This is a genomic window from Nocardia sp. NPDC059240 (assembly GCF_042753865.1).
In the GTDB taxonomy this organism is placed as follows: domain Bacteria; phylum Actinomycetota; class Actinomycetes; order Mycobacteriales; family Mycobacteriaceae; genus Nocardia.
Window position 1 is genome coordinate 171,270 of record NZ_JBHZAC010000001.1, and the last position, 20,108, is coordinate 191,377.

The 20,108-nt window shown below is 67.6% G+C and carries 15 protein-coding genes; 5 read left to right on the forward strand and 10 right to left on the reverse strand.

Annotated elements, in window-relative coordinates:
- Positions 1-27: 27 nt before the first annotated feature.
- On the reverse strand, positions 28-450 hold the full coding sequence (locus ACFXHA_RS00850) for a hypothetical protein (protein WP_379351926.1): 423 nt from the start codon (positions 448-450) through the stop codon (positions 28-30).
- Between the two features lie 168 nt (positions 451-618).
- Positions 619-2,652, reverse strand: coding sequence for an ArnT family glycosyltransferase (locus ACFXHA_RS00855; protein ID WP_379351927.1), 2,034 nt, complete (start codon positions 2,650-2,652; stop codon positions 619-621).
- Positions 2,653-2,738: 86 nt separating this feature from the next.
- Between ACFXHA_RS00855 and ACFXHA_RS00860 the strand changes: the two genes are divergently transcribed.
- Positions 2,739-3,962 (forward strand): serine hydrolase domain-containing protein, encoded by a 1,224-nt coding sequence (locus tag ACFXHA_RS00860; protein ID WP_379351928.1) that lies wholly within the window; start codon positions 2,739-2,741, stop codon positions 3,960-3,962.
- A gap of 6 nt (positions 3,963-3,968) precedes the next feature.
- On the opposite strand, the gene ACFXHA_RS00865 is transcribed toward ACFXHA_RS00860, so the two are convergent.
- The 4 genes from ACFXHA_RS00865 to ACFXHA_RS00880 all read right to left on the reverse strand — a co-directional run bounded on the left by ACFXHA_RS00865 (position 3,969) and on the right by ACFXHA_RS00880 (position 11,879).
- On the reverse strand, positions 3,969-4,913 hold the full coding sequence (locus ACFXHA_RS00865; protein ID WP_379353395.1) for a DUF1254 domain-containing protein: 945 nt from the start codon (positions 4,911-4,913) through the stop codon (positions 3,969-3,971).
- A gap of 451 nt (positions 4,914-5,364) precedes the next feature.
- The gene (locus ACFXHA_RS00870; RefSeq protein WP_379351929.1) at positions 5,365-8,211 is read right to left on the reverse strand and encodes a helix-turn-helix transcriptional regulator; all 2,847 of its coding nucleotides are present in this window, start codon (positions 8,209-8,211) and stop codon (positions 5,365-5,367) included.
- Entirely contained in the window at positions 8,208-10,766 is a 2,559-nt protein-coding gene (locus tag ACFXHA_RS00875) for a LuxR C-terminal-related transcriptional regulator (protein WP_379351930.1), read from the reverse strand. The genes ACFXHA_RS00870 and ACFXHA_RS00875 overlap by 4 nt, the downstream gene beginning before the upstream one ends.
- Positions 10,767-10,904: 138 nt before the next feature.
- Positions 10,905-11,879: an amidohydrolase family protein gene (locus ACFXHA_RS00880; RefSeq protein ID WP_379351931.1), complete on the reverse strand. Its 975-nt coding sequence runs from the start codon at positions 11,877-11,879 to the stop codon at positions 10,905-10,907.
- A gap of 224 nt (positions 11,880-12,103) precedes the next feature.
- Here ACFXHA_RS00880 and ACFXHA_RS00885 point away from each other — a divergent pair, with 224 nt between their 5' ends.
- Both ACFXHA_RS00885 and ACFXHA_RS00890 read left to right on the forward strand, forming a co-directional pair.
- Positions 12,104-13,957, forward strand: coding sequence for a peptidase (locus tag ACFXHA_RS00885; protein ID WP_379351932.1), 1,854 nt, complete (start codon positions 12,104-12,106; stop codon positions 13,955-13,957).
- Between the two features lie 197 nt (positions 13,958-14,154).
- Positions 14,155-15,615, forward strand: coding sequence for a multicopper oxidase family protein (locus ACFXHA_RS00890; RefSeq protein WP_379351933.1), 1,461 nt, complete (start codon positions 14,155-14,157; stop codon positions 15,613-15,615).
- Positions 15,616-15,637: 22 nt separating this feature from the next.
- Here ACFXHA_RS00890 and ACFXHA_RS00895 read toward each other — a convergent pair whose 3' ends face one another.
- Both ACFXHA_RS00895 and ACFXHA_RS00900 read right to left on the reverse strand, forming a co-directional pair.
- The gene (locus tag ACFXHA_RS00895) at positions 15,638-15,991 is read right to left on the reverse strand and encodes a hypothetical protein (protein WP_379351934.1); all 354 of its coding nucleotides are present in this window, start codon (positions 15,989-15,991) and stop codon (positions 15,638-15,640) included.
- Complete coding sequence (locus ACFXHA_RS00900) at positions 15,970-16,701, reverse strand: MerR family transcriptional regulator (RefSeq protein WP_379351935.1); 732 nt, start codon at positions 16,699-16,701, stop codon at positions 15,970-15,972. The genes ACFXHA_RS00895 and ACFXHA_RS00900 overlap by 22 nt, the downstream gene beginning before the upstream one ends.
- Positions 16,702-16,760: 59 nt before the next feature.
- Here ACFXHA_RS00900 and ACFXHA_RS00905 point away from each other — a divergent pair, with 59 nt between their 5' ends.
- Positions 16,761-17,225, forward strand: coding sequence for a DUF6194 family protein (locus ACFXHA_RS00905; protein ID WP_379351936.1), 465 nt, complete (start codon positions 16,761-16,763; stop codon positions 17,223-17,225).
- On the opposite strand, the gene ACFXHA_RS00910 is transcribed toward ACFXHA_RS00905, so the two are convergent.
- Positions 17,220-18,035, reverse strand: a complete 816-nt coding sequence (locus ACFXHA_RS00910; protein WP_379351937.1) for a class I SAM-dependent methyltransferase — start codon at positions 18,033-18,035, stop codon at positions 17,220-17,222. The two genes, ACFXHA_RS00905 and ACFXHA_RS00910, sit on opposite strands and share 6 nt — an antisense overlap.
- Before the next feature lie 154 nt (positions 18,036-18,189).
- Between ACFXHA_RS00910 and ACFXHA_RS00915 the strand changes: the two genes are divergently transcribed.
- A complete protein-coding gene (locus tag ACFXHA_RS00915; protein WP_379351938.1) occupies positions 18,190-18,558 on the forward strand; it encodes a YrdB family protein in 369 nt (122 codons plus the stop codon).
- Between the two features lie 17 nt (positions 18,559-18,575).
- On the opposite strand, the gene ACFXHA_RS00920 is transcribed toward ACFXHA_RS00915, so the two are convergent.
- Entirely contained in the window at positions 18,576-20,006 is a 1,431-nt protein-coding gene (locus ACFXHA_RS00920; RefSeq protein ID WP_379351939.1) for an ArnT family glycosyltransferase, read from the reverse strand.
- Between the last annotated feature and the right edge of the window lie 102 nt (positions 20,007-20,108).

The window sequence follows — 20,108 nt, forward strand, 5'->3', positions numbered from 1 at the left end:
CCGGGTCGTGGGGTGCGATTGCCGCCGCTACGCTCCGCGCGCCCGGCAGACGAAGAGTCCGTGGAAACCTACCTCGCACGAGGCCCCCGCAAAGGTCAGGCGCGGCCCGAACGTCCCCTGCTCATTGGCCACCTGACTGAAATCGGGATTGCCGCCAGGCAGTGTGAAGGGCTGACTGAAGTCGTAGGAGGGATGCGAGCCGCCGGCATCCCAGAGCCGTTGCGGCGCGGGCACGCTGATCGGCAGTCCACCGCCGATGGGGAGCGACCCGACGCCAACCATCTGCCAGCCGTCGCAACCGACGATGCCGTCGGGGGTGATCGCGCAGTTCTTGCCTTCGTGGTTGAAATAGACCGAGCCGGGCGGGGCCGCCTGCGCGGTGGCGGTGGCCAGGGGAAATGCCATGACGGCGGTGATTCCGGCGATGAGTACAGCAGTGGAACGCTTCATGTCGTCACTCCTGGGTCGCAGGTAGCTGATTGATTGCTAACTGAGCTCACGATCATGCAAACGTCAGACGTTTGTCAACGTGATGTGAGCGGCGACACAGGTCGGGGGCTCGGCGGAAACGACGATGCCCACCCGGTTCGGGAACCGGGTGGGCATCGTGAGCGCGGATCAGTGCGGCGCGACCGTCAAGTCATAGACAGCCAGGTCACCGAACTTCTGAGTGCTCGTGTAGTGCGCGGTCACCCAGTCGAGGATCTGCTTGTTGCCCGCGGGCCGCCAAAGGCCCCGGTTCGGGTCGGCAGGCTTGGCCGGGTCGGAATCCGCCGGTTTCGGATCGGTCCGCCACGTGTCGGGCAGATGGATCTCCGGGACCAGGTAGTAGGTGATCTCGTGTTTGCTGACCATGTCCTGGAACTGCGGCAGGGTCGGCACCGGGTCGGCGGAGGTGAACCCGCCGATGGCGAGCACCGATGTGCGGCTGGCCAATTCGAGGTTCGCGGCGGGCGAGGACCGATCGATGGCCGCCGACCAGCGCGTATTGGTGGTCTGCAACAGCGCGACCAGGTCCGGATCGGTCTGGCCGCCGAAGAGCATCTCGAGCTCCTTGCGGAACGGGTTGGGCGCCTCGTCCTTCTTCTTCGGGCGCGGCGGACCCACCACCGGGCTGCCGCCGGTGTGTGACTGCGGCAGGGTGGCAGCGGCGTATGCGGTCGAACCGGCCAGCCCCGCAATCACACCCACCACCAGCAGCAGGGTGGTCGCGCGGGCGCGCAGCCGTTCCCAGCGTGCGGCGGGCGGCAGGGCCAGCGCCAGCAGACCGGCCGCCGACACCACCACGAATGCGAGGATGGTCCACCGCAGCCACTGCTGCCAGTCCGTATTGCGTTGCAGCAGGACGAAACCCCAGATGCCCGCGGCGAGAATCAGGGCCGCGCCGCCGATCCGGCCGAACGCCTCGGCGCGGCGACGCCACATCTCGTGCACACCGAGCGCGAAGCACCCGGCGATCGCGGGCGCGATGGCCAGCGTGTAATACGCGTGCATGCCCGACTTCATCGCCGCGAACAGCACACCGTCGATGACCAGCCACAGCCCGAACACCAGTGCCGCACCGCGCATCAGATCGGTCCGCGGCCGCCGACCACGCGACACCAGCACCAGCACGAACGCCAGCAGCGCCGCGGGGAGCAGCCACGAGATCTCGAATCCGATCTCGCCGGTGAACAATCGGTCGGGCCCGTTGCCGAACCCGCCGGGTCCGAACGCGCCCTGCCGGACGGACTCCGGAACCTGATAGCCCTCGGGCATGCCGAACGGGTTGCCCGGACTGCCGCCCATATGGTTCTTGCCCAGGTAGCGGGCGAAACCGTTGTAGCCCAGCACCAGATCCATGAAGGTGTTGTCCTTGGAACCGGCCAGATAAGGCCGGGAATCCGCAGGCCACAGGATGGTGAGCACCACGAACCAGCCGGAGGAGACGATCAGCGTCCCCAGCGCCGCCAGCGAATGCAGCAGCCGCTTGCCCAGCGTCGTCGGGGCGACGATCACGTAGGCCAGCCCCAGCGCGGGCAACACCATCAGACCTTCGAGCATCTTGGCCAGGAACGCGAAGCCCAGGGCGACACCGGCCAGCGAGATCCACAGCAGGCTTGCCCGTGCCAGCGCCCGCACCGTGCAGTAGGCGGCCGCGGTCATCAGCAGCACCATCGCCGCATCGGGGTTGTTGAACCGGAACATCAACGCCACCACGGGAGTCACCGCGAGCACCACACCGGCCAGCAGTCCGGCCCCGCGGCTGAGCGTCACCCGGGTGACCGCGCCGTACATCAGCGCGACCGCGCCGACCGCCATGATTGCCTGCGGTGCAAGCATGCTCGCGCTGCTGAATCCGAACAGCTGCCCGGACACGCCCATGACCCATTGCGACACCGGTGGTTTGTCGACGGTGATGAAGTTGCCCGGATCGAGTGACCCGAACAGCACCGCCTTCCAGTTCTGCGATCCGGACCAGGCGGCCGCGGCATAGAAGCTGTTGCCCATCGCATTGACGGTGATGTTCCACAGGTAGGCGACGGCGGTGCCCACGAGCAGTAGTGCCAGCGCGATTCGCTCCCAGCGACGCGCAGGTGGAAGGCCGCCGGAGCTTTCTATCGGCGGGGTGGTCGGTTCGGACGGGGCCAACTCGGCAGTGGTCACGCTCACCGCGGGAGTGTGTCTGCCCAGACAGTGAGGACCCTGGCCCCAGCCTGGGAGATTCCTGTGAACGATGATCTCTCTATGCTGGTCGGATGAGCCCAGCTACGGCAGCATTGGTGCGAATCGACCACGACCTCGACACGGTGACCACGATCGGAGTCGAATCCGAGCCTGCCGCCGCCGGACTCGATCGACGCGATATCGACGCGATCTGGCAGTCGGTGCAGGACTGGTATCGCCTGGGCACCACCCCCGCCATTCAGGTGTGCCTGCGGCATCGCGGGCATGTCGTGCTGAACCGGGCCATCGGGTACGGCTGGGGCAACGCACCCAAGGATGCCGCCGACGCGGACAAGCGCCTGGTCACGCCCGATTCACCGTTCTGCGGATTCTCCACGGCCAAGGGTGTTTCCGCGGCGTTGATGTTCATGCTCATCGAGCAGGGCGCGTTCGCGCTGACCGACCCCGTGTGCGCCTACGTCCCGGAGTTCTCGAGTCACGGCAAGGAGCGCATCACCATCGGCGATGTGCTGTCGCATTCCGCCGGAGTCCCTTTCATCACGCCACCGCATCGCGGCGCGGATCTCGTCCTCGACGAGGAGCTCGCCGTGCAAGGGCTGGCCGACATCGTCCCGAGCTGGCCGCCGGGCCGTTTCCGCGTGTATCACGCCCTCACAGGCGGGTTGATCCAGCGGCTGCTGGTACAGCGCGCGACCGGCAAGTCCATGCGCGAGCATCTGCGCGAACAGGTCCTCGACCCACTCGGCTTCCGCTGGACCAACTTCGGGGTGCGCCCCGAGGATGTCGACGCCGTCGTCCCGAGCGTGAAGGTCGGCCCCGGACCGTCCAAGGTCTGGCGGCACGTCGCGGGCCGCGCCCTCGGCGGCGGCCTGTCCGGCCCCACCGATGAAGCCGCCGCCCGCGCCTTCCTCACCGCGGAACTCCCCTCCGGCAACCTCGTCACCACCGCGACCGAACTCTCGCGCTTCTACGAGATCCTCACCCGCGGCGGCGAACTCGACGGCGTGCGCATCATGCGCCCCGAGACCTTGTCGGCGGCAACCCAGCCCGCCCGCTGGCTGCCCGGCATCGCGGGCCGGGTCTCGGTGGGCGGCTACGAGTTGGGCGCACGCCGCTCCAAATTCGGCCGCGACACCCAATCCCATTTCGGCCGCAGCGGCCTGACCACCCAATACGCCTGGTCCGATCGCGCCCGCTCCCTCTCCGGCGCGATCCTCACCAGCGGCAAGGCACAAGCGGACCTGGCCCGCCCCACCCAGTTGGTCGCCCAGATCTCCGAAACCCTGCGCCCATGACCGGCGCTACTGAGGCGTCAGCGGCTGCGCAGCAGGAAAAGCCCACTCGCCGTTGAGAATCGACGCCTGCGGACGGTAGAGCCGAACCATGTAGTTCCAGCCCGGCATGGTCGGCAGGCAGTTCGGGATCTGGCCGTCGCACCCGCCGAACTGGATGGTGACCGAACCATCCGTGCCACGAATCGCGGTCACATTGTTGACCGTGTACGCATTCAGCGGATTCGGCTGGAGTTGGCCGGCCGGGTTGTAGAGGCTGACCGACCAGAAGCCGTCCACCGGTACGTCTTTCACACGCAGACGGTAGGCGACCGCACCCGTATTGTCCGGCGGCGTCACATTCAGGTAGACGGCGTCCTGTCTCGGGTTGCCACCCCAGGCCGAGGCCGCGCCAAGCAGGTGATGGATCGGATCCACCTGGTCTCGCGGCCCGAAGGCGCCGGTCATGTCGGGCAGAGTGGCGGCCAAGGTGAGCAGCGCGGAGCGAACCGTCTGCTGACTGCCCGGATCCCACTGCGGTATCTCGAATTTCCCCGGAGCGGGCTGCGTCGCCCGGATGCCGTCCTGGAGCGTGTGGACGGTGGCGAGATCGGCCGGATCGCCAGGATCGACGAAGGTCCGCACCGCGAGCAGCACGTACCGGGTGCCGATGCGGTCACGGTCGTAGGTGTAGCTACCGGGCTTGTAGAGGACTTCGGGCGTGTATTCGTCCTCGGTGACCACCTGCAGGGACATGAACCGCTGCCCGGCATCGGGCAACGTGACCGTCACCGGTCCCGCATCGAGATCGAAGACCGCGGACGAATACAGCGTGTCGCGATTGGGACGAACCACCGTCTGATGGTCGATCGGCATCGGCTCACGCAGGTGATGGAACTCGCCGAGCCCGCCCTGTGCGACATTCAACGCGAACTCCCTGTCGGTTTCCGCGCGAACGAAGTTGTCGACCGTCACCGTCACCGGCCGATCCAGCGGATATTCCGGTACCGGCGGCTGCGTAGCGCGTGCACCGGAATCATTCGCACGGTTCTCACTCGAATCGTTCGTGCTGCACGCGCTCAGTAAGGCGACAACGGCAAGCCCGGCCCCAACGGCCATCCGTCGGCGGCGTCCGCCTCGAAAAGGATGGCTCCACAGTGAATTTGGCATCTTGTGCTCCTTATCAGCCGGTGTCTCACGTGACGTAGTGAGTGTTCGGCCGATGGGTTGCGGCGCGCCTCGCCTGCCAGGTGTGAACCCACGGCTGCGGTGCGCGGAACGGGTTATCCGTCAACCCATCCGTCATCACCTGGCGTAGCGGTGGTGGCGCGGCTGACCATGGGGAGGCAGTGGAGGGCCGTCCGCCCGATCCAGAACCATGCACAACCGCCACCTGGACGGCCATCTCCGCCGCGCGGTCAGCGCGTCACGGCGTGAGTCGGAAACCGTGCTCGAAGTCGACCTTGGCCAGCTCCTCGCGGCGGGCCAGCCCGAGTTTGGGGAACACATTCGAAAGGTGGTGGCCGACCGTCCGTGGACTGATCAGCAGCCGCGCCGCGATCTCCCGATTGGTGAGACCGGTCGCGGCCATCTTGGCGACCTGTAGCTCCTGGGCGGTCAGCGGCGCCGCCGGGGTGCCGCCGACGGGTTCGCCGGTCGGTCGTTCCCCGGTCATCGCCAGTTCCCGCGCGGCGCGGGCGGCCCACGGCCCGGCGTCGACCTGTTCGAATATCCGCTGCGCCGAACGCAATTGCTCCTGGGCGTCCTTGCGTCGGCGCGCCCGCCGCAGCCACTCGCCGTACAGCAATCGGATTCGGGCGGTGGCGAGCGGGCGACTGACGGGGACCAGGTCCAGGGCCTCGGCGAAGTGGTTGCCGGCGACCGTGCCGCTCGCGGATTGTGCCCGGCCGCAGGCCAAATCGGCCGCGGCCCACGCCGCCCCGGTCCGTTCGACGTGGTCGCGGAGCAGTGTCAGATGTCGTTGCGCGCGATCGGCGCGTCCGGAGCGCACGGCCGCCTCGATCGCATCGGCGGCCGAGAGCACCGCAAGGGTCGGGTGATGTGCGGAATCGCCCGGCGTCGCGATCCGGTCCAGCAGTTCGTAGGCGCGGTCGGGTCGCTCGGCGGTCAATTCACTGAGCGCACGACACCACTGCGCCATGGCGGTGACCGGGAGATAGTGCCGCGGTTGCGAGAAAGCCAGTGTCTGCGCGGTGTATTCGGTCGCGATGGTTTCCTCGCCCCGCATGGCCGCGATGAATCCCAGCGCCACCTGGCTGTCGGCGACGGTCTTGCGGCCGGTGAAGTCGGGCGCCAGCCGCAGCGCCTCGGCGGCGTCGGTGGTGGCGTCATCCCAGCGGCCCAGGACGAAATTCAGGATGGCCCGCTGTCCGAGCGTATAGCCGAGCCAGCTGATCGGTCCGTCGGCGCGCATCCGCTCGATTCCCGAGGTGAACAGTTGCAGTGCATGGGTTTCGGTGCCCAGGGCGAGCACCATATCGAGCATCGGGAGCAACCACGGCGGCAGTTCCGCGCCGCTGTCGCGATCGCGTGCGGCCAGTTCGTCGTTTTGCCGGTCGGTGAGTGACGCTCCGGTGGCCCACTCGGCCCGCAACTCGGCATGTTGGATCTCGCGCCGGAAGCGCGGGTCCACCCGTTCGGCGTCCGCGCGCAGTACCTGCTGGGCCCGCGCTGGATTGCCCTGGCCGAGTTCGAGCAATCCGGCCAGCCCTCCGCCCGCGGCCGCCACCACGCCCGCGTCCGCCCGCCCGTCGGCCGCGCTGAGCAACTCGCGCGCGGTCTCCACATCACCGCTGTCCCAGGCCGCCCGCGCGGCCCGTGACAAACGCACCGCCGCCGCTCCCGCATCGGGTGACAGCCCGGCCGCGCGGCGCAGTGTCTGCGCGGCCGAGGTCGACCCGCCGCGTGCCCAAGCACGTTCGGCGACGGCGTCGAGCATCGCGGCGATCTCCTCGTCCGGTTGTTCGGCCGCCGCGGCGAGATGCCACGCCCGCCGATCCGGATCCCGGGCGGCGAAGACTTCCGCCAGCGCGGCATGCGCCACCCGGCGCTCGTCCGGGGTGGCCGCTTCGTAGGCGGCGGCGCGAATCAACGGATGGCGCACCACGATTCGCCCGTCGGCGATCCGCATCAGCCCCGAATCCTCCGCGGCCAGCCAGTCCACGGCCGATACGCCCACCAGCTGGGCGGCCTGTTGCACGACCACCGCGTCGGCACCGTCGGCCGCGGCCGCGACCAGCAGTGCCGTCCGCTGCACGGCCGTCAGACGAGCCAGTTCGGCGTCGAAGGCCGCGCGCAACCGCGGCCCGAGCGCCAGCCGGGGGTCGGCGGCCGGGCCGAGACTGCCGACCGCGGTCCGGCCGAGTTCCCGCAGTGCGAGCGGATTTCCGGCGGTGAGATCGATGAGCCGCCGCGTCCGCAAGGGGCTCAGGCCCGGATTGTCCTGGGCCACCAGCTGTTTGGCGCTGTCCTCGTCCAGACCGGCGACGATTCGGGTCGGCAGCGTGCCGGGCGCGGACCCCGCGGCACCCGGATGCGTCGCGAACAGCATGAGTATCGGATCCGCGGCGGTGCGGCGGGCGACGAAGGTCAGGCAGTTGCGGCTGGGTGCGTCCAGCAGTGGCAGATCGTCCACGACGACCAGTAGTGGCTGCTGCTCGGCCAGCTCGGACAGCAGCGTGAGCACGGCGACGCCGATCAACATCCGGTTGCCCCGCGCCGCGCCCAGCCCGAGCGCGCCCCGCAGGGCCACCGCCTGCTCACCGGGTAGTCCGTCGAGGCGATCGATGACCGGCCAGAGCATTTCGTGCAGTCCCGCGAACGCGAGCTCCGTTTCGCCAGGCACCCCGCGACAGCTCAGCACCCGGAAACCGGTGGCCCGGTCGGCGGCGTAGCGCAACAGGACGGTCTTGCCGATGCCCGGTTCACCCACGAGCACCAGCGCGCCGCCCGTGCCCGCGCGAGCGGCGCTCAGGAGCCGATCGAGCTCCGCCTGCTCGGCTTGTCTACCGACCAGCGTCTCCGGCGATCTGCCGTGCCGCGCCATGCTCGAATGCGCTCCCATCGGGGTCGGTTGCCGCCGGATCGGGTGGAGCTCGGTTTCGAGCCCATCATGCCCGACCTCGACCAGCGCGTTCCGGGAGGTCGACTCGGTGCGTTGCTCGGAAGGCGGGTCCGGGTGATGACTTTCCAGGATCATCGCGGCGGGCAGGCGGGCACTCGCCCGGAGCGGGTGATCCCATGCGGTTGTCACAGCAGCCCGACCGCGCGGGCTCGTGCGATGGCCTCCACCCTCGATCGTGCGTCGAGTTTGCCGTAGAGCCCGCGCAGGTGCGTTTTCACGGTGTTGATCGAGACGCCGAGGTCGGCGGCGATCTGTGTCCCGGTGCGCCCCGACGGAAGGTGTTTGAGCACAATCATTTCCGACTCCGTGAGTGCGGGGGCGGCGTCTGTGCGCAGCGCCGAGGGATGGTGGCGCACCACTTCCGCGAAGGCGTCACCGCGCCCGAACTGCCCGGCGTAATGGTCGAGCAACTCGATGGCGGCGGGGTGGTTGAGCCAGGGCAGCAGCAGTCGTTCGGGTTCGGCGAGGCGCAGCGCGGCTTCGAGCGCCTCGACCGTGCGTGCGGGCATGCCCAGCCGATGCACCGCCGCGGCGTACACGAGCCACGCGGTGAGTTCGGTCGCCGGGTGGGCGTGGCCCGGCTGCCGCAGAAACGGTTCCAGCAGTGCGCGGGTCGAACGCGGCTTCCGAGCAGCCTCGGTGATCAGAGCCTGCGCCACAACGACTTCCGGTGTCTCGCCCAGCGCCGTGCGGGCCTCGGTGAGAAGCCCCTCGGCGGTGTGGAATTCGCGCAGCCGCACGAGCATGCCGACCGTCGAACGGACCAGCAGGCCGACGCCGAGCGCGGGCATGGGGCGGCGGCGGAGCAGGTCGACCAGTCCCGCCCGCAGCTGATGCACAGCGGCGTGCTTGTCGTCGGCCACCACACACATCAGCACCCGCCAATCGACTTCGGTCGGCAGCCCGTCGCGGGGCATACCCGGCGGTTCCGGCAGCGACCGTGGTGCCGCGGGAAGTCCGACGATCCCCGTGTCCCACGTATCGCCCTGGATATGACCCGCGAGGGCGACGGCCAGATGCGCCCGGGTCACGTCCGGAGACGCGAGAATGCCGTGCACGCCCGCGAATTCGATGGCGCGTTCGGCATACGCACGCATGGCGGTGATCCCACCCCGGTACCCGAGTCCGATGGCGAGCCGGGTCATGGCCTGGACGGCCAGTCGATCGCGCGCGAAGTGCTCGCAGAGCGCGACACCGGACCGCAGTAGCTCCACGGCTCGGTCGAAGTCTCCGCGCAGGAGCATCGCGGTGCCGGATTGCACGCATACATAGCAGTCGATGTCCGGATTGCCGGTGGCGGCGAGGGTATCCGGCATGTCGAGGGCCGCGATGCCGGTGCCCGCCGCGATGGCGGCGTCGGCGGCAATGGCGTGGTCGAGCACCTCCAGCCATTCCGGCGGCACGCACGATGACCGGGAGTTCGGTTGCGTGCGTGCGAAGTTCAGGTACGTCGTGGCCGTCCCGTCCGCACCCACGGTGAGGGAGTGGATCGTGCGCAATCGCCACAGGTAGGGGTCATCGGCACTGGGCGCACCGACCGCGTCGAGCTCGGCGAGCAGTCGTTCACCATGTCCGTCGAGGATCAGCCCGAGACCGTGCTCGCGCACGAACTGTTCCAGGTGCCGCCGATCGGCGACCCGCGCGATCAGAGGCAGCGCCTCGTCGGGCAGGCCCGCCCCGGACAGCCAGCCGGTCGCGCACACCCGCAATCGCTGGAGTTCGGCCTCGTCGCGGGATCGGATCTCGCTCAACAGGAACGCGCGCAGCAGCGGGGGATAACCGAACCAGAGGCGGCCGCCCTCGCTGGTGCGGGTGAGCGGAATTCCGAGCCGCGTGAGTTCCTCGATCAGGTCGTGTGCCCGCTCGCCGTGTAATGCGTCCGCGAGTTCCGCGCTGAATCGTTCGGGGACGGCCGTGCGTAGCAGGAATTCGAAGGCGGGCCAGGGCATGTCGCGCAATACCTCGCCGGTGAGGAAGTCGATGACCGGTTGCGCGGGCGTGGCGAGTTCGGCCAGTGCCGTGCTGCGATCGGTGCCGGCCATCCGCAGCGCCGTGATCGCGACCGGTGCGGCCCAGCCGCCGGTGAGGGTCATGACGGTATCGAGGTCGGCGTCGGATAGCGCGCATCGATGCCGCTGGAACACCTGTGCCGCTTGATCTCTGGTTAACCTCAGCTCGTCGGGTGCAACGCGCGAGAGCCGATCCTGCACATCGAGGCTGTGCCAGCGCAACGCCGGTTCGCTGCGGCCCGCGAGCACGATGGTCACGGTCGGGGGCGCGTGCCGGACCAGGTATTCGACGGCGGCCAGGAGCATCGAATTCGTCAGCAGATGCGCGTCGTCGATGACCAGAACGGCCGGGGTTGCCTGCGCAATGAGTGCGTCGACGAGGTGGGCGGCGAAGCGAGCAGGCTTGATGCCAGCCGGCGGGAGCGGCATGTGGAGGACGTCGGCCAGCGCCGACGCCGTGGCCTGCCAATGGGTGGAATCGCGATCGAAGGCGGGCGTCGCGATGAGCCAAACGACGTGGGCGTGCGGCGTACCGCCACGCCGGGCGAGCCAATCCTGCATCAACGCCGTCTTGCCGCTACCCGCCGGCGCGCACACCATGACGATCCGGGCGGCCGAGACCGCAGGATCTTCGAAGTAGTGATCGAGCTCTGATCGCGTGACCGCATCGCACACCGGAGCCGGAATCCGGCCTGGCGCACTGCGTTCGAGAACCGATCGGGGACAATCCGTTGTTCGCTGTGACGTGGTCACCGAGCCTCCAGGCCAAGTGCGAACCACCCACAACCGCCGCTGGCAACGCTACCGCAAATCTCAGTGAGCGGGCTCTCGGATGACGTGGTTCACACTGCTCAGCCTGAGCAACTGCTCGGCATTCGTCTCCAGAATGGCCCGTGCGTCATGGGGTGACACGGTCGGGTCGTTGATGTAGTCGACGGCCCGGGCGAACACGGCATCGTTCTCATAGGGAAAGTCGGTGCCCAGCAGCAGCCGATCCGCACCGAAGGAGTCGATGGCAGCGCGCAGCGCGGGCAGATGGCCGTGGCCGACCGTGTCGTACCACATCATGCGGGCCACCTTGCTCGGCAGTTCGGGCGCATCCGGTGTCTCCCAGCGGTATTGGTTGTCGGCGCGCTGTAGCAGCATCGGCAGCGCACCGCCCAGGTGGGAGTTGATGATCCGAATGTTCGGGTAGCGCAGCGGAATTCCGTGGGTGATCAGCTGCATGACGCTGATCGTGTCCTCGATCGGTGCGCCCGCCATCCAGGTGAGCCGGTAGTTGCTGATCAGCGGCGAACACGCGCTGTTGCCGGCCGGATGCAGGTACAGCACCGCGCCGCGCCCGTCGAGGTCGGCCAGGATCGACGCGAAGCCGGGCTCCACCAGGGCGCGGCCGATGATCGAGGTGTTCATCGCGACGCCTGCCATTCCGAGTTCGTCCAGCGCGCGGGCGGTTTCGGCCAGCGACTCCTCGAGATGCGGCATCGGGGTCGAGGCGAAGGCCAGGAACCGGCCGGGATGGCGCGCCACCACCGCCGCGTACTGATCGTTCACGAACCGCGCCGCGGCCACCGCCTGCTGCCGATCCACGCCGTAGGGCATTTGCGGTGCGGCGGAGAGCACCTGCATGTCGACCCCGGTGCGGTCCATGAGCCGCAGGCGAGCGTCGAGTTCCTTTCCGTCGCCGGCGCCCATGTTGCGCTGGGTATCGGTGTCGGTGTGGCCGAGTCCGACCAGCATGTCCAGATATTCGTCGGTCCAGAAATGAGCATGTACGTCGATTCGCATCGAACCGCTCCTGTCCGTGTCCGGACCGGTCCTGGCGCGTACCCGGTGTACCCGCCGGTGTTCCGATCGCTACCGCACACCACGCTAGGAGTCGTGGCGCGGTGCCGACCCCGCCCGTCGCGGGTGAAGGCGTACCGGGTGACCGGACCGAAGCCACATGAAATAGTGTCGTTTCGCAAACTTGGAGACGTGTGGCCGTCAGTGGGAGAAAACGCTTGAGACACATGCGGATTGCCGCCGTTGTCGCCCTTGTCGTCGGTGCCGCCGGACCGGGTATCGGAGCGGCGGGCGGTGCGCCCGACATCGGGCTGACCCGCTATTCGCTCGCACACGGCTGCGTCACGATCGACACTCCGGCGGGACCGCTGCTACCGGACGCCGGGCCGTACCGGATGCAGCCGACGGCGCTCGGTGAGTATCTGCTCTACAGCCATGACGGCGAGGTACTCGACGCGGCGACAGGGTCGATCCATCCCGTCCAGACCCCGTCGCAGACCACGGTGTGGCGCGTGGACGGTTCCGCCGCCGACGGTTTCACGCTCACCAACGCCGCGACCGGCACCGCCACGCCCGCCACGTTCACCCCGGCCACGGGCTGCGCGGATTACCCGGAGGCCGAGGTCGGCGCGACGGGAACGCCGGGGTCCAGCATCGCGCCCGACGGCTCGGTCATCGGAACGATCGACGCGCACGTCCACGTGACCGCTTTCGAATTCCTCGGTGGTGACTTCCACTGCGGTCGGCCCTGGCATCCGTACGGCGTCACCTTCGCGCTGCCCGATTGCGCGCCCTATCGCACCGGGTCGAACGGACTGGTCGCCAACTTCCTGGATTACGGTGCGCCCGTGCACGATTCTGACACGCGCGGGTGGCCGAGCTTTCGGGATTGGCCGCGTCCGTCCAAGCTGTCCACCGAGGGCACGTATTGGACCGGTATCCAACGCGCCTGGCTGGCTGGCCTGCGCATGATGACCATCGACGTGGTCGACAACGAGTCGCTGTGCGCGATGATGACCGATCGCCGAAACCCCTGCGACGACATGGCTTCCGTGCGCACCCAGATCACCGACCTGTATGCCCTGCAGGATTACATCGACGCCCAGGCCGGTGGTCCCGGACTCGGCTTCTTCCGCCTCGTCACCGATCCCGCCGAGGCGCGGCGGGTCGCGGGCTCCGGGAAGCTCGCGGTGGTGATCGGCATGGAACTGTCTGACCCGATGGGGTGCGGCGTCGTACAGGATCGACCCAAATGCGATGCGGCCGACGTGGATCGCTGGCTCACCGAATTGCGGCGACTCGGCGTCACCAGCTTCTTCCCCGTGCACAAGTTCGACGATGCTTTCGGTGGCACGAAGATGGACGCCAACACCACCGGGTTGCTGGTCAATATCGGCAACTATCTGCAGACCGGCACGTTCTGGAACATCCAGACCTGCCCGGGTTCCGAGCACGACAACACCCAGTACCCCATTCCCGGCTTCTATCCGGTCGGCCCGGACTGCAATACCCGGGGCCTCACCGACCTCGGAAAGTACCTGATCAACAAGATGATCGACCTGGGCTTCCTGATCGAGATCGATCATATGGACGAGGCGACCGCCGACCAGGCCCTCACCATCATCGAGAGCCGGCACTACCCGGGTGTGCTGTCCTCGCACGGTTGGGATTCCACCCGCACCACCCAACGCGTCTACGCCGCAGGCGGTTTCGTCACGCCTTATGCGGGTAGCCCCGCCGCCTTCGTGCAGAAATGGCGGGACGCTCGCGTCATGTCCAAACCGACGACCGACGTCGGGTTCGGCTACGGCTCCGATATGAACGGGCTCGGTGCGCAGGGCGCGCCTATCGGCGGCAACCTGGTCAGCTACCCGTTCACCTCGATCGACGGCCAGGTCACCTTCGACAAGGAACGTTGGGGCGACCGGACTTTCGACATCAATACCGACGGTGTCGCGAGCTACGGCACCTACGCCGATTGGCTCGAAGCGCTGCGCATCCTCGGCGGCCCGGACCTGACCACCGAGATGATGCACGGCGCGGAGAGCTATCTTCGCCTCTGGCAACAAGTCCGCTCCTGACAGCCGCAACTCGCTCGCCATTGTCGTGCCGTACATCTGCCGGACAGAAATACCGCCCAGTCTGTCTCCGGCAATTTCAGTGTGCGAGAAGTGGGTAGATCATGGTGGTCGGACGAATCCGTTCGACGTGGAGTGCGCTACGCCGGAGTCGATTCGGCGGGCTTGTAGCGCTTCTGGTGGTGGCGGTCGGTATCGCGATGGGCATCGGATCGGGGACCACGGCGTTCGCCGGCGGCGGACCCTCGACCGCGGCACAGGAGAAGGGGATGTCGGTGGGGCGGCCGCTCGCGGATCCGCCCGAGGAGAACGAGCGGACCCTCACGCTCGACGCGGCGCGCGGGCGCGTCGACGTGGGCGGGGCGAAGGTGCTGGCGGAGACCTACAACGGCCGGTTCGCCGCGCCGACACTGCACGCGAAACCAGGGGAGACGCTGACGCTGACGCTGGTCAATCACCTTCCGGTGGCGACGAATCTGCACTTCCACGGCCTGCACGTAGCGCCGACGGGGGACAGTGACGACCCGTTCGTCTGCGTACCGCCCGGTGCCACCCACGTGTACCGACTGGCCATTCCGGCGAATCACCCGGATGGCACCTACTGGTATCACAGCCACGCCATGGGCACCTCCTGCCCGGATCGTGATGACGCGATGGCCGCGATGTTCATGCCCGGCGATGTCGAGAATCAGATCTTCGACGGCCTCTCCGGCGCGTTGATCATCGGTGACAACCGCGACCGGCTGCCCGAGGGACTGCGCCACATCAAGGCGCACACCCTGGTGCTCAAGGACGTTCAGCTGGAGAAGAACGACAAGATCGTCCAGAGCGGCAAGAAGACCTCCATCGACTCCAACGCCGATACCGTGCGCCTGGTGAACGGGCAGCTGCGCCCGACTCTCACCATGCGGCCGGGCGAGACCCAGCTGTGGCGATTCGTCAACGCCGGCGCGGATATCTTCTACAACCTCGCCCTGGCGGGCTTCCACTTCTCGTTCATCGGCGAGGACGGTATTCCGGTCACTCAGGTGACCTCCGGTGACAACGCCCTGTTGCCGCCGGGCAAGCGGTACGACGTGCTGCTCACCGCGCCCGCCCACACCGGCACGGCATGGCTGGACACGATGGCGTACAGCAATGGCCCGCAAGGTGATTCGTATCCCGAGGTCAAGCTGATCAAGGTCGACGTCGCCGGTGAGGCGGCACCCGCCGCACCCGCGCTACCGACCACCATGCCCGGCGCACAGCCGGACCTGACGAGTGCGTCGATCGCCCAGCAGCGGACCCTGCAGTTGTCCGAGGACTCGGCGGGCACGTCGTTCTTCCTGAACGACAAGCAATTCGCCATGAACAGCTCGGTATTCGCGACCCCGGCTCGCCTCGGCACCGTCGAGGAATGGACGCTGACCAACACCGCCGGTGAAGACCACCCGTTCCATCTGCACACCACGTCCTTCCAGGTGATGTCGATCAACGATGCGGCGCAGCCGTATACGCATCGCCAGGACATCGTGCTGGTGCCGCACGCGGTGAACGGCGTCCCCGGCAAGGTGACGATCCGGATCCCGTTCGACGACTTCGCCGGACGCTGGATGTTCCACTGCCACATCGCCGCTCACGAGGACAACGGCATGATGAGCTACATCGACGTCCAGCGCTAGGCACGCACCCCGGCGGTGGTTCTCAGCTCTTGCCCGTCCCCAACCGGGTGCGGGCGGCTGCGAACCACGCCTGGGTGCCGGTCAGGCCCGAGGCGATCTCCTTGCGTGCGCCCTGGAACCCGTACAGGTCGCCCGCGAACCTGGTCAGAATCGAGCCTTCGGGCTCCTCGAGCTCTTCGAGGACCGCGGTGTCGCCGAGCAGATAGGCGACAGCAGCCATTTCACCGGGGGTCCACACCTCACGGAAGGGGTCCCAGCCCTGCTCCCGGACCGCGCGGGCCCGCTCGAGCAACTCCGCTTGCAGAGCATCGCGTTCGGCGTCGGTGGGCTGCCGCGGTTTGAGGTGGTCCCAGCTCACGGGAGTGGTATCGGACATGGAGTGAGTATCCGCCACAGTTCGGCGGTACCTTCCAACAGGGCGAGCGAGCGCGCTTCGATGCTCGCGTCACGCACCGCCAGACGCTCGAGCACCTCGTTCCAGCGGCGCGTATCGCGGAACTCGGCCATGAGAATGCCCAGGGCCGGGATGCCGTATCCGGCGCGGCGCAACTGGTGCACGATGCGGGCATCCCGGACGTCGGCGGGGGAGTAGGTGCGCTCGTCCCTGAGCTTCGTGCGCCCGGGTGTCACCAATCCGGTTGCGTCCCAATGCCGCAGCGTCGAAGCCCGGATGCCGAGCGCGTCGGCGAGTTCGGAGATGGTCATCGCATCCGAGCCCCGCACCTCGGCGATCGGTTCCTCGCTGATGTGCCGCGCGGCCTTGCGGGTGGCCTCGAGTTCACGCCTTTCGGTGTCCAGGCCCGCGTGCGCGGCATCGAGCAGTGCGAGCATGCCCGCCGGCGCATCCCGATGGGCCGCCCGCACAATCGCCTTGGCCTCGACCGGACCGACCGCACCCGCCAGCGCCCGGTAGGCACAGGCCGCGACCACATGAATCTCCCGATACGCCCGGTAACCGGCGGGACTGCGCACGGCAGCGGGCAACACCCCGTCACGTTCCAGATTGCGTATCTGCTGCACCGAATACCCGGCCAGACCCGCCACCTCGGCCGTCCGCAAAGACCCCGACTTGAGACTTTCGCGCACCCGAGCTCCCATTTCGATCCCCAAGTCTCCACAAGCACCTTAAGTTCACGATAGAACTCATGGAAATCGAAGAAATCACCGAGTTCATCGAAACCCTCGGCGGAGTCCTCACCCTCGCCCCCGCCCCCGGCTCCCCCTTCCCCGAAATAGCCTGGGGCGACCGCTTCTTCTACTACGCCCCCGACGCCCAAATCCCCACCCGAACCCAACCCTTCGCCACCATCATCACCAAGAACTACCCCGACGACACCACCTCCGACCTCGACCGCCCCGAAGCCTTCCGCCTCAACATCCACGCCGGCCGAGACGCCTTCGTCGAAAGGCTCGGCCACACGCCTCGCGAGACCCCGGCCCACCCAACCGACGCCGCCCACCGCGACACGTTGATCGCCCACCCTGTCTATGCCACCGCCGGTTGGCTAGCAGTAGTGAACCCGGCAACCAGCACCGAACCCGCCGTCCGGGAACTCCTGACTGCGGCCCACGCTCGCGCCCGAACCAACTACCTTCGCAACGGCTCATGACGCCCGGGTCGCGGTGAAGACTTCCAGCCGTACCGGTTCGAGGAGGCCGTGGGGTTCGAGAGGGCGGAGGGTGTCGGCTACTTCCTGTTCGAAGTCGGCGCGGCGGTTGCCGAGGAGGCGGCGTAGAGGGAGGGAGGTGGAGTAGAGGTAGCCGATGACCTGGTGGGTGGTCCATTGGCGGATGAATTCGTAGATTGATCGATTCACCTGGGGGAAAGGTGAATTCGCGAGAAAGTCGTCGTGTGGCTGGTGGTCGGCGGGGGTGTCGAGGCGGCCGGGTAGGGTGTCGGCGGGGAGTTGTTGTGGTGGGAGGTAGCGGTATTGGATGGCTTCGACGGACTGCTGCCAGGGGGTGGTGGGGCGGATGAGGCAGCTGTCGTTGGCGAGCACGATGACGCCGTGCCGATCGACCATCGCGTCGAGAGACAGCAGGACTTGTTCGCGATCCATCCAATGGAACGAGCGGCCCATCGTGACCATGCGGAAACGGCCGAACTCGCCTGGGAGATCGGTGGAACCGGCTTGGTGCCAGACAGTATTGGTGACACCGGCCTCCTCTGCGCATCGGGCGGCTTCGGTGAGCATTCCGGGCTCGGGGTCCAGGCCGATGACTTCGGCAACATGGGCTGCCAGCGGGATCGCCAGTTGCCCCGTGCCGCAGCCCAGATCCAGAAGTCTGCCGGTGCCGTCGAGTTGATACCGGGCTACGAGATCGTCGATGAACACTTGCGGGTAGTCGGGTCGATAGCGTGCGTAATGCCATGCGGCGCCTTCGAACAGTCCGCCGGATGGCTCGGGAAAATCGTTCATCTGCAACGGATATCACGGTGCGGCAAACGTTTTCGGGTGGAAGGGCTGGCACGTTCGGCCACCTTTGTGGCTTGTATAGCCCCACGCGCGCCGAGACAACGGCTCGTAGGGTCTCCAATGTCATCGCCCGAATCTGAATGATCAGGATTGCCGGATGTCTTTGAACCCCGTCATGCTCGGCGTTCGCTTTCTCCTCGAACTGACCGCCGTGGTCTCCTTCGGAATCTTGGGGTGGCGAGCGTTCGACACCCCCTGGCGCTTCCTACTCGTGGTGATCCTGCCCATCGCCATAGCCGCGATCTGGGGAACCTTCGCCGTCCCAGGCGACCCGAGCCGTAACGGCGAGGCGACGGTAGCCGTCCCCGGCGCGGTACGCCTGGTCGTCGAAGTCCTGGTGCTCGGCGGCGGCGCGCTCTCCCTGTGGGGTGCCGGATTATCAACGGCGGCCTTGATATCCGTGATCGTGCTGGTGATCTATCAGGCTCTCGCGTACGACCGCATCACTTGGTTGCTCGCACACTGACCTCCACCGGCGTGAGGTCACAGTCGGCGCATCGACGGCCACATCAGCGACCACGGCTGCCTGGGGCCGGTGCAGTCCCAGATCGTGATGTCCCGGGTGATGCCGGGAATCCCGAGCGGATTACCGATGTGGCCCACCGGGACAACGGAACTGAACCACTGGCTCAGGTCCACCTGGGTACCGCCGATGTAGACGACCGTTTCAGCGGTGTCGGGCGGGGTACCGAAATAGCCGAAGCCGCGATTCGGACTGAAGATCGGCGGCAGGGCTGTTGCCGGGCGATCGTGATCGAGGGCGGCTGCCTGGACGTACCACTCCGTGACTACCACGGCGGCGTTCTGTTGTTGTGGTGGTAGTCCGCGGTAGGCATCGGCGGTTGCCGCTGACAATGCTGGCCATCCGAGTTCGCTGTAGGCCGAAGGCCCCACTGCGGCAGCTCGATTGGGGGCGGGGGAGTACTGCGATGCGGACCGCCACGGTGTCGCGTACACAGCGGCTGCCAGTATCGACAAGGCGACCGTGGGCACCGCGGCGATGGTCAGCCAGCGCACGCGGGTGGCGGTCAGTCGGACGGCTCCGGCCGCTATCACCATCGGGTAGGCACCTGCGCCATAGTCGTTGCGCCCGCCACTGATCGCGACGACCGCGACCACTAGAACGAGGGCGACGCCCAGAAATCGGTAGGGGCGCAGAAGCGCCGACCGGAACAGCTGCCACAGTCCGAACATCAGCGCGATCGCACCCAGCAGGCCCCACCCCCGCAATGTCAACGGCACGAACCACAGCGAACCCGCGACACCACCGGTCTGGCCGCGGATCACCGCCCCCATGGCCAGTTGCGGCCACCCGTGCCGGGCCTGCCAGATCAGCCCCGGCAGGGCAGTCAGCACCACGATGCCCGCACTCCACCACAGTGCTGGTCGCCGCAACAACTCTTTCGGCCCCAGCCAGGCCGCGGCGATGATCACCGCGATCCAGAATGCCGGGACCAGCCATTTGACCTGTAGGTCCACGGCCGTGACGAATCCCGCTGCCAGCAGCAGTGAATCGTGACGAGTCCGCACCCAGCGCACCAGCAGCCAGGTCAGCACCACCCACAGCAGGGTGTCGATGACGCTGGTCGACAGGGTCTGAGCCTCGCCCAGCGCGAATACCGAGGTGGCGCAGGCGGTCGCCGTCAGTACCTGTGCTGGTCGAGCGCCACCGAGTTCACGGGCGATGACAGCGCTCAATGCCACCACCGTTACCGACGCCACGATGGCCGGAATGCGCAGTGCCACCAGCGATCCGGGGAACAACCAGTCCATCGATCGCGCCAGCAACGGTACCAGTGGGCCCTGGTCGACATATCCGAACGAGGGCCGCTTGCCGGCCGCGATGAAATACAGCTCGTCGTAGTAGTAGCCGTACCGCGTCGCCGACAGTGTTGCCACCACACCGAAAACCACGGCAACCACCCCGACCGCGCCCCCCGCGAGCGGCGGGCGCGGGTCATCGGTCGTAGAAGAAGATCGAGCTGCGTCGACGACCACCCCTGTCACGGTGGCAGA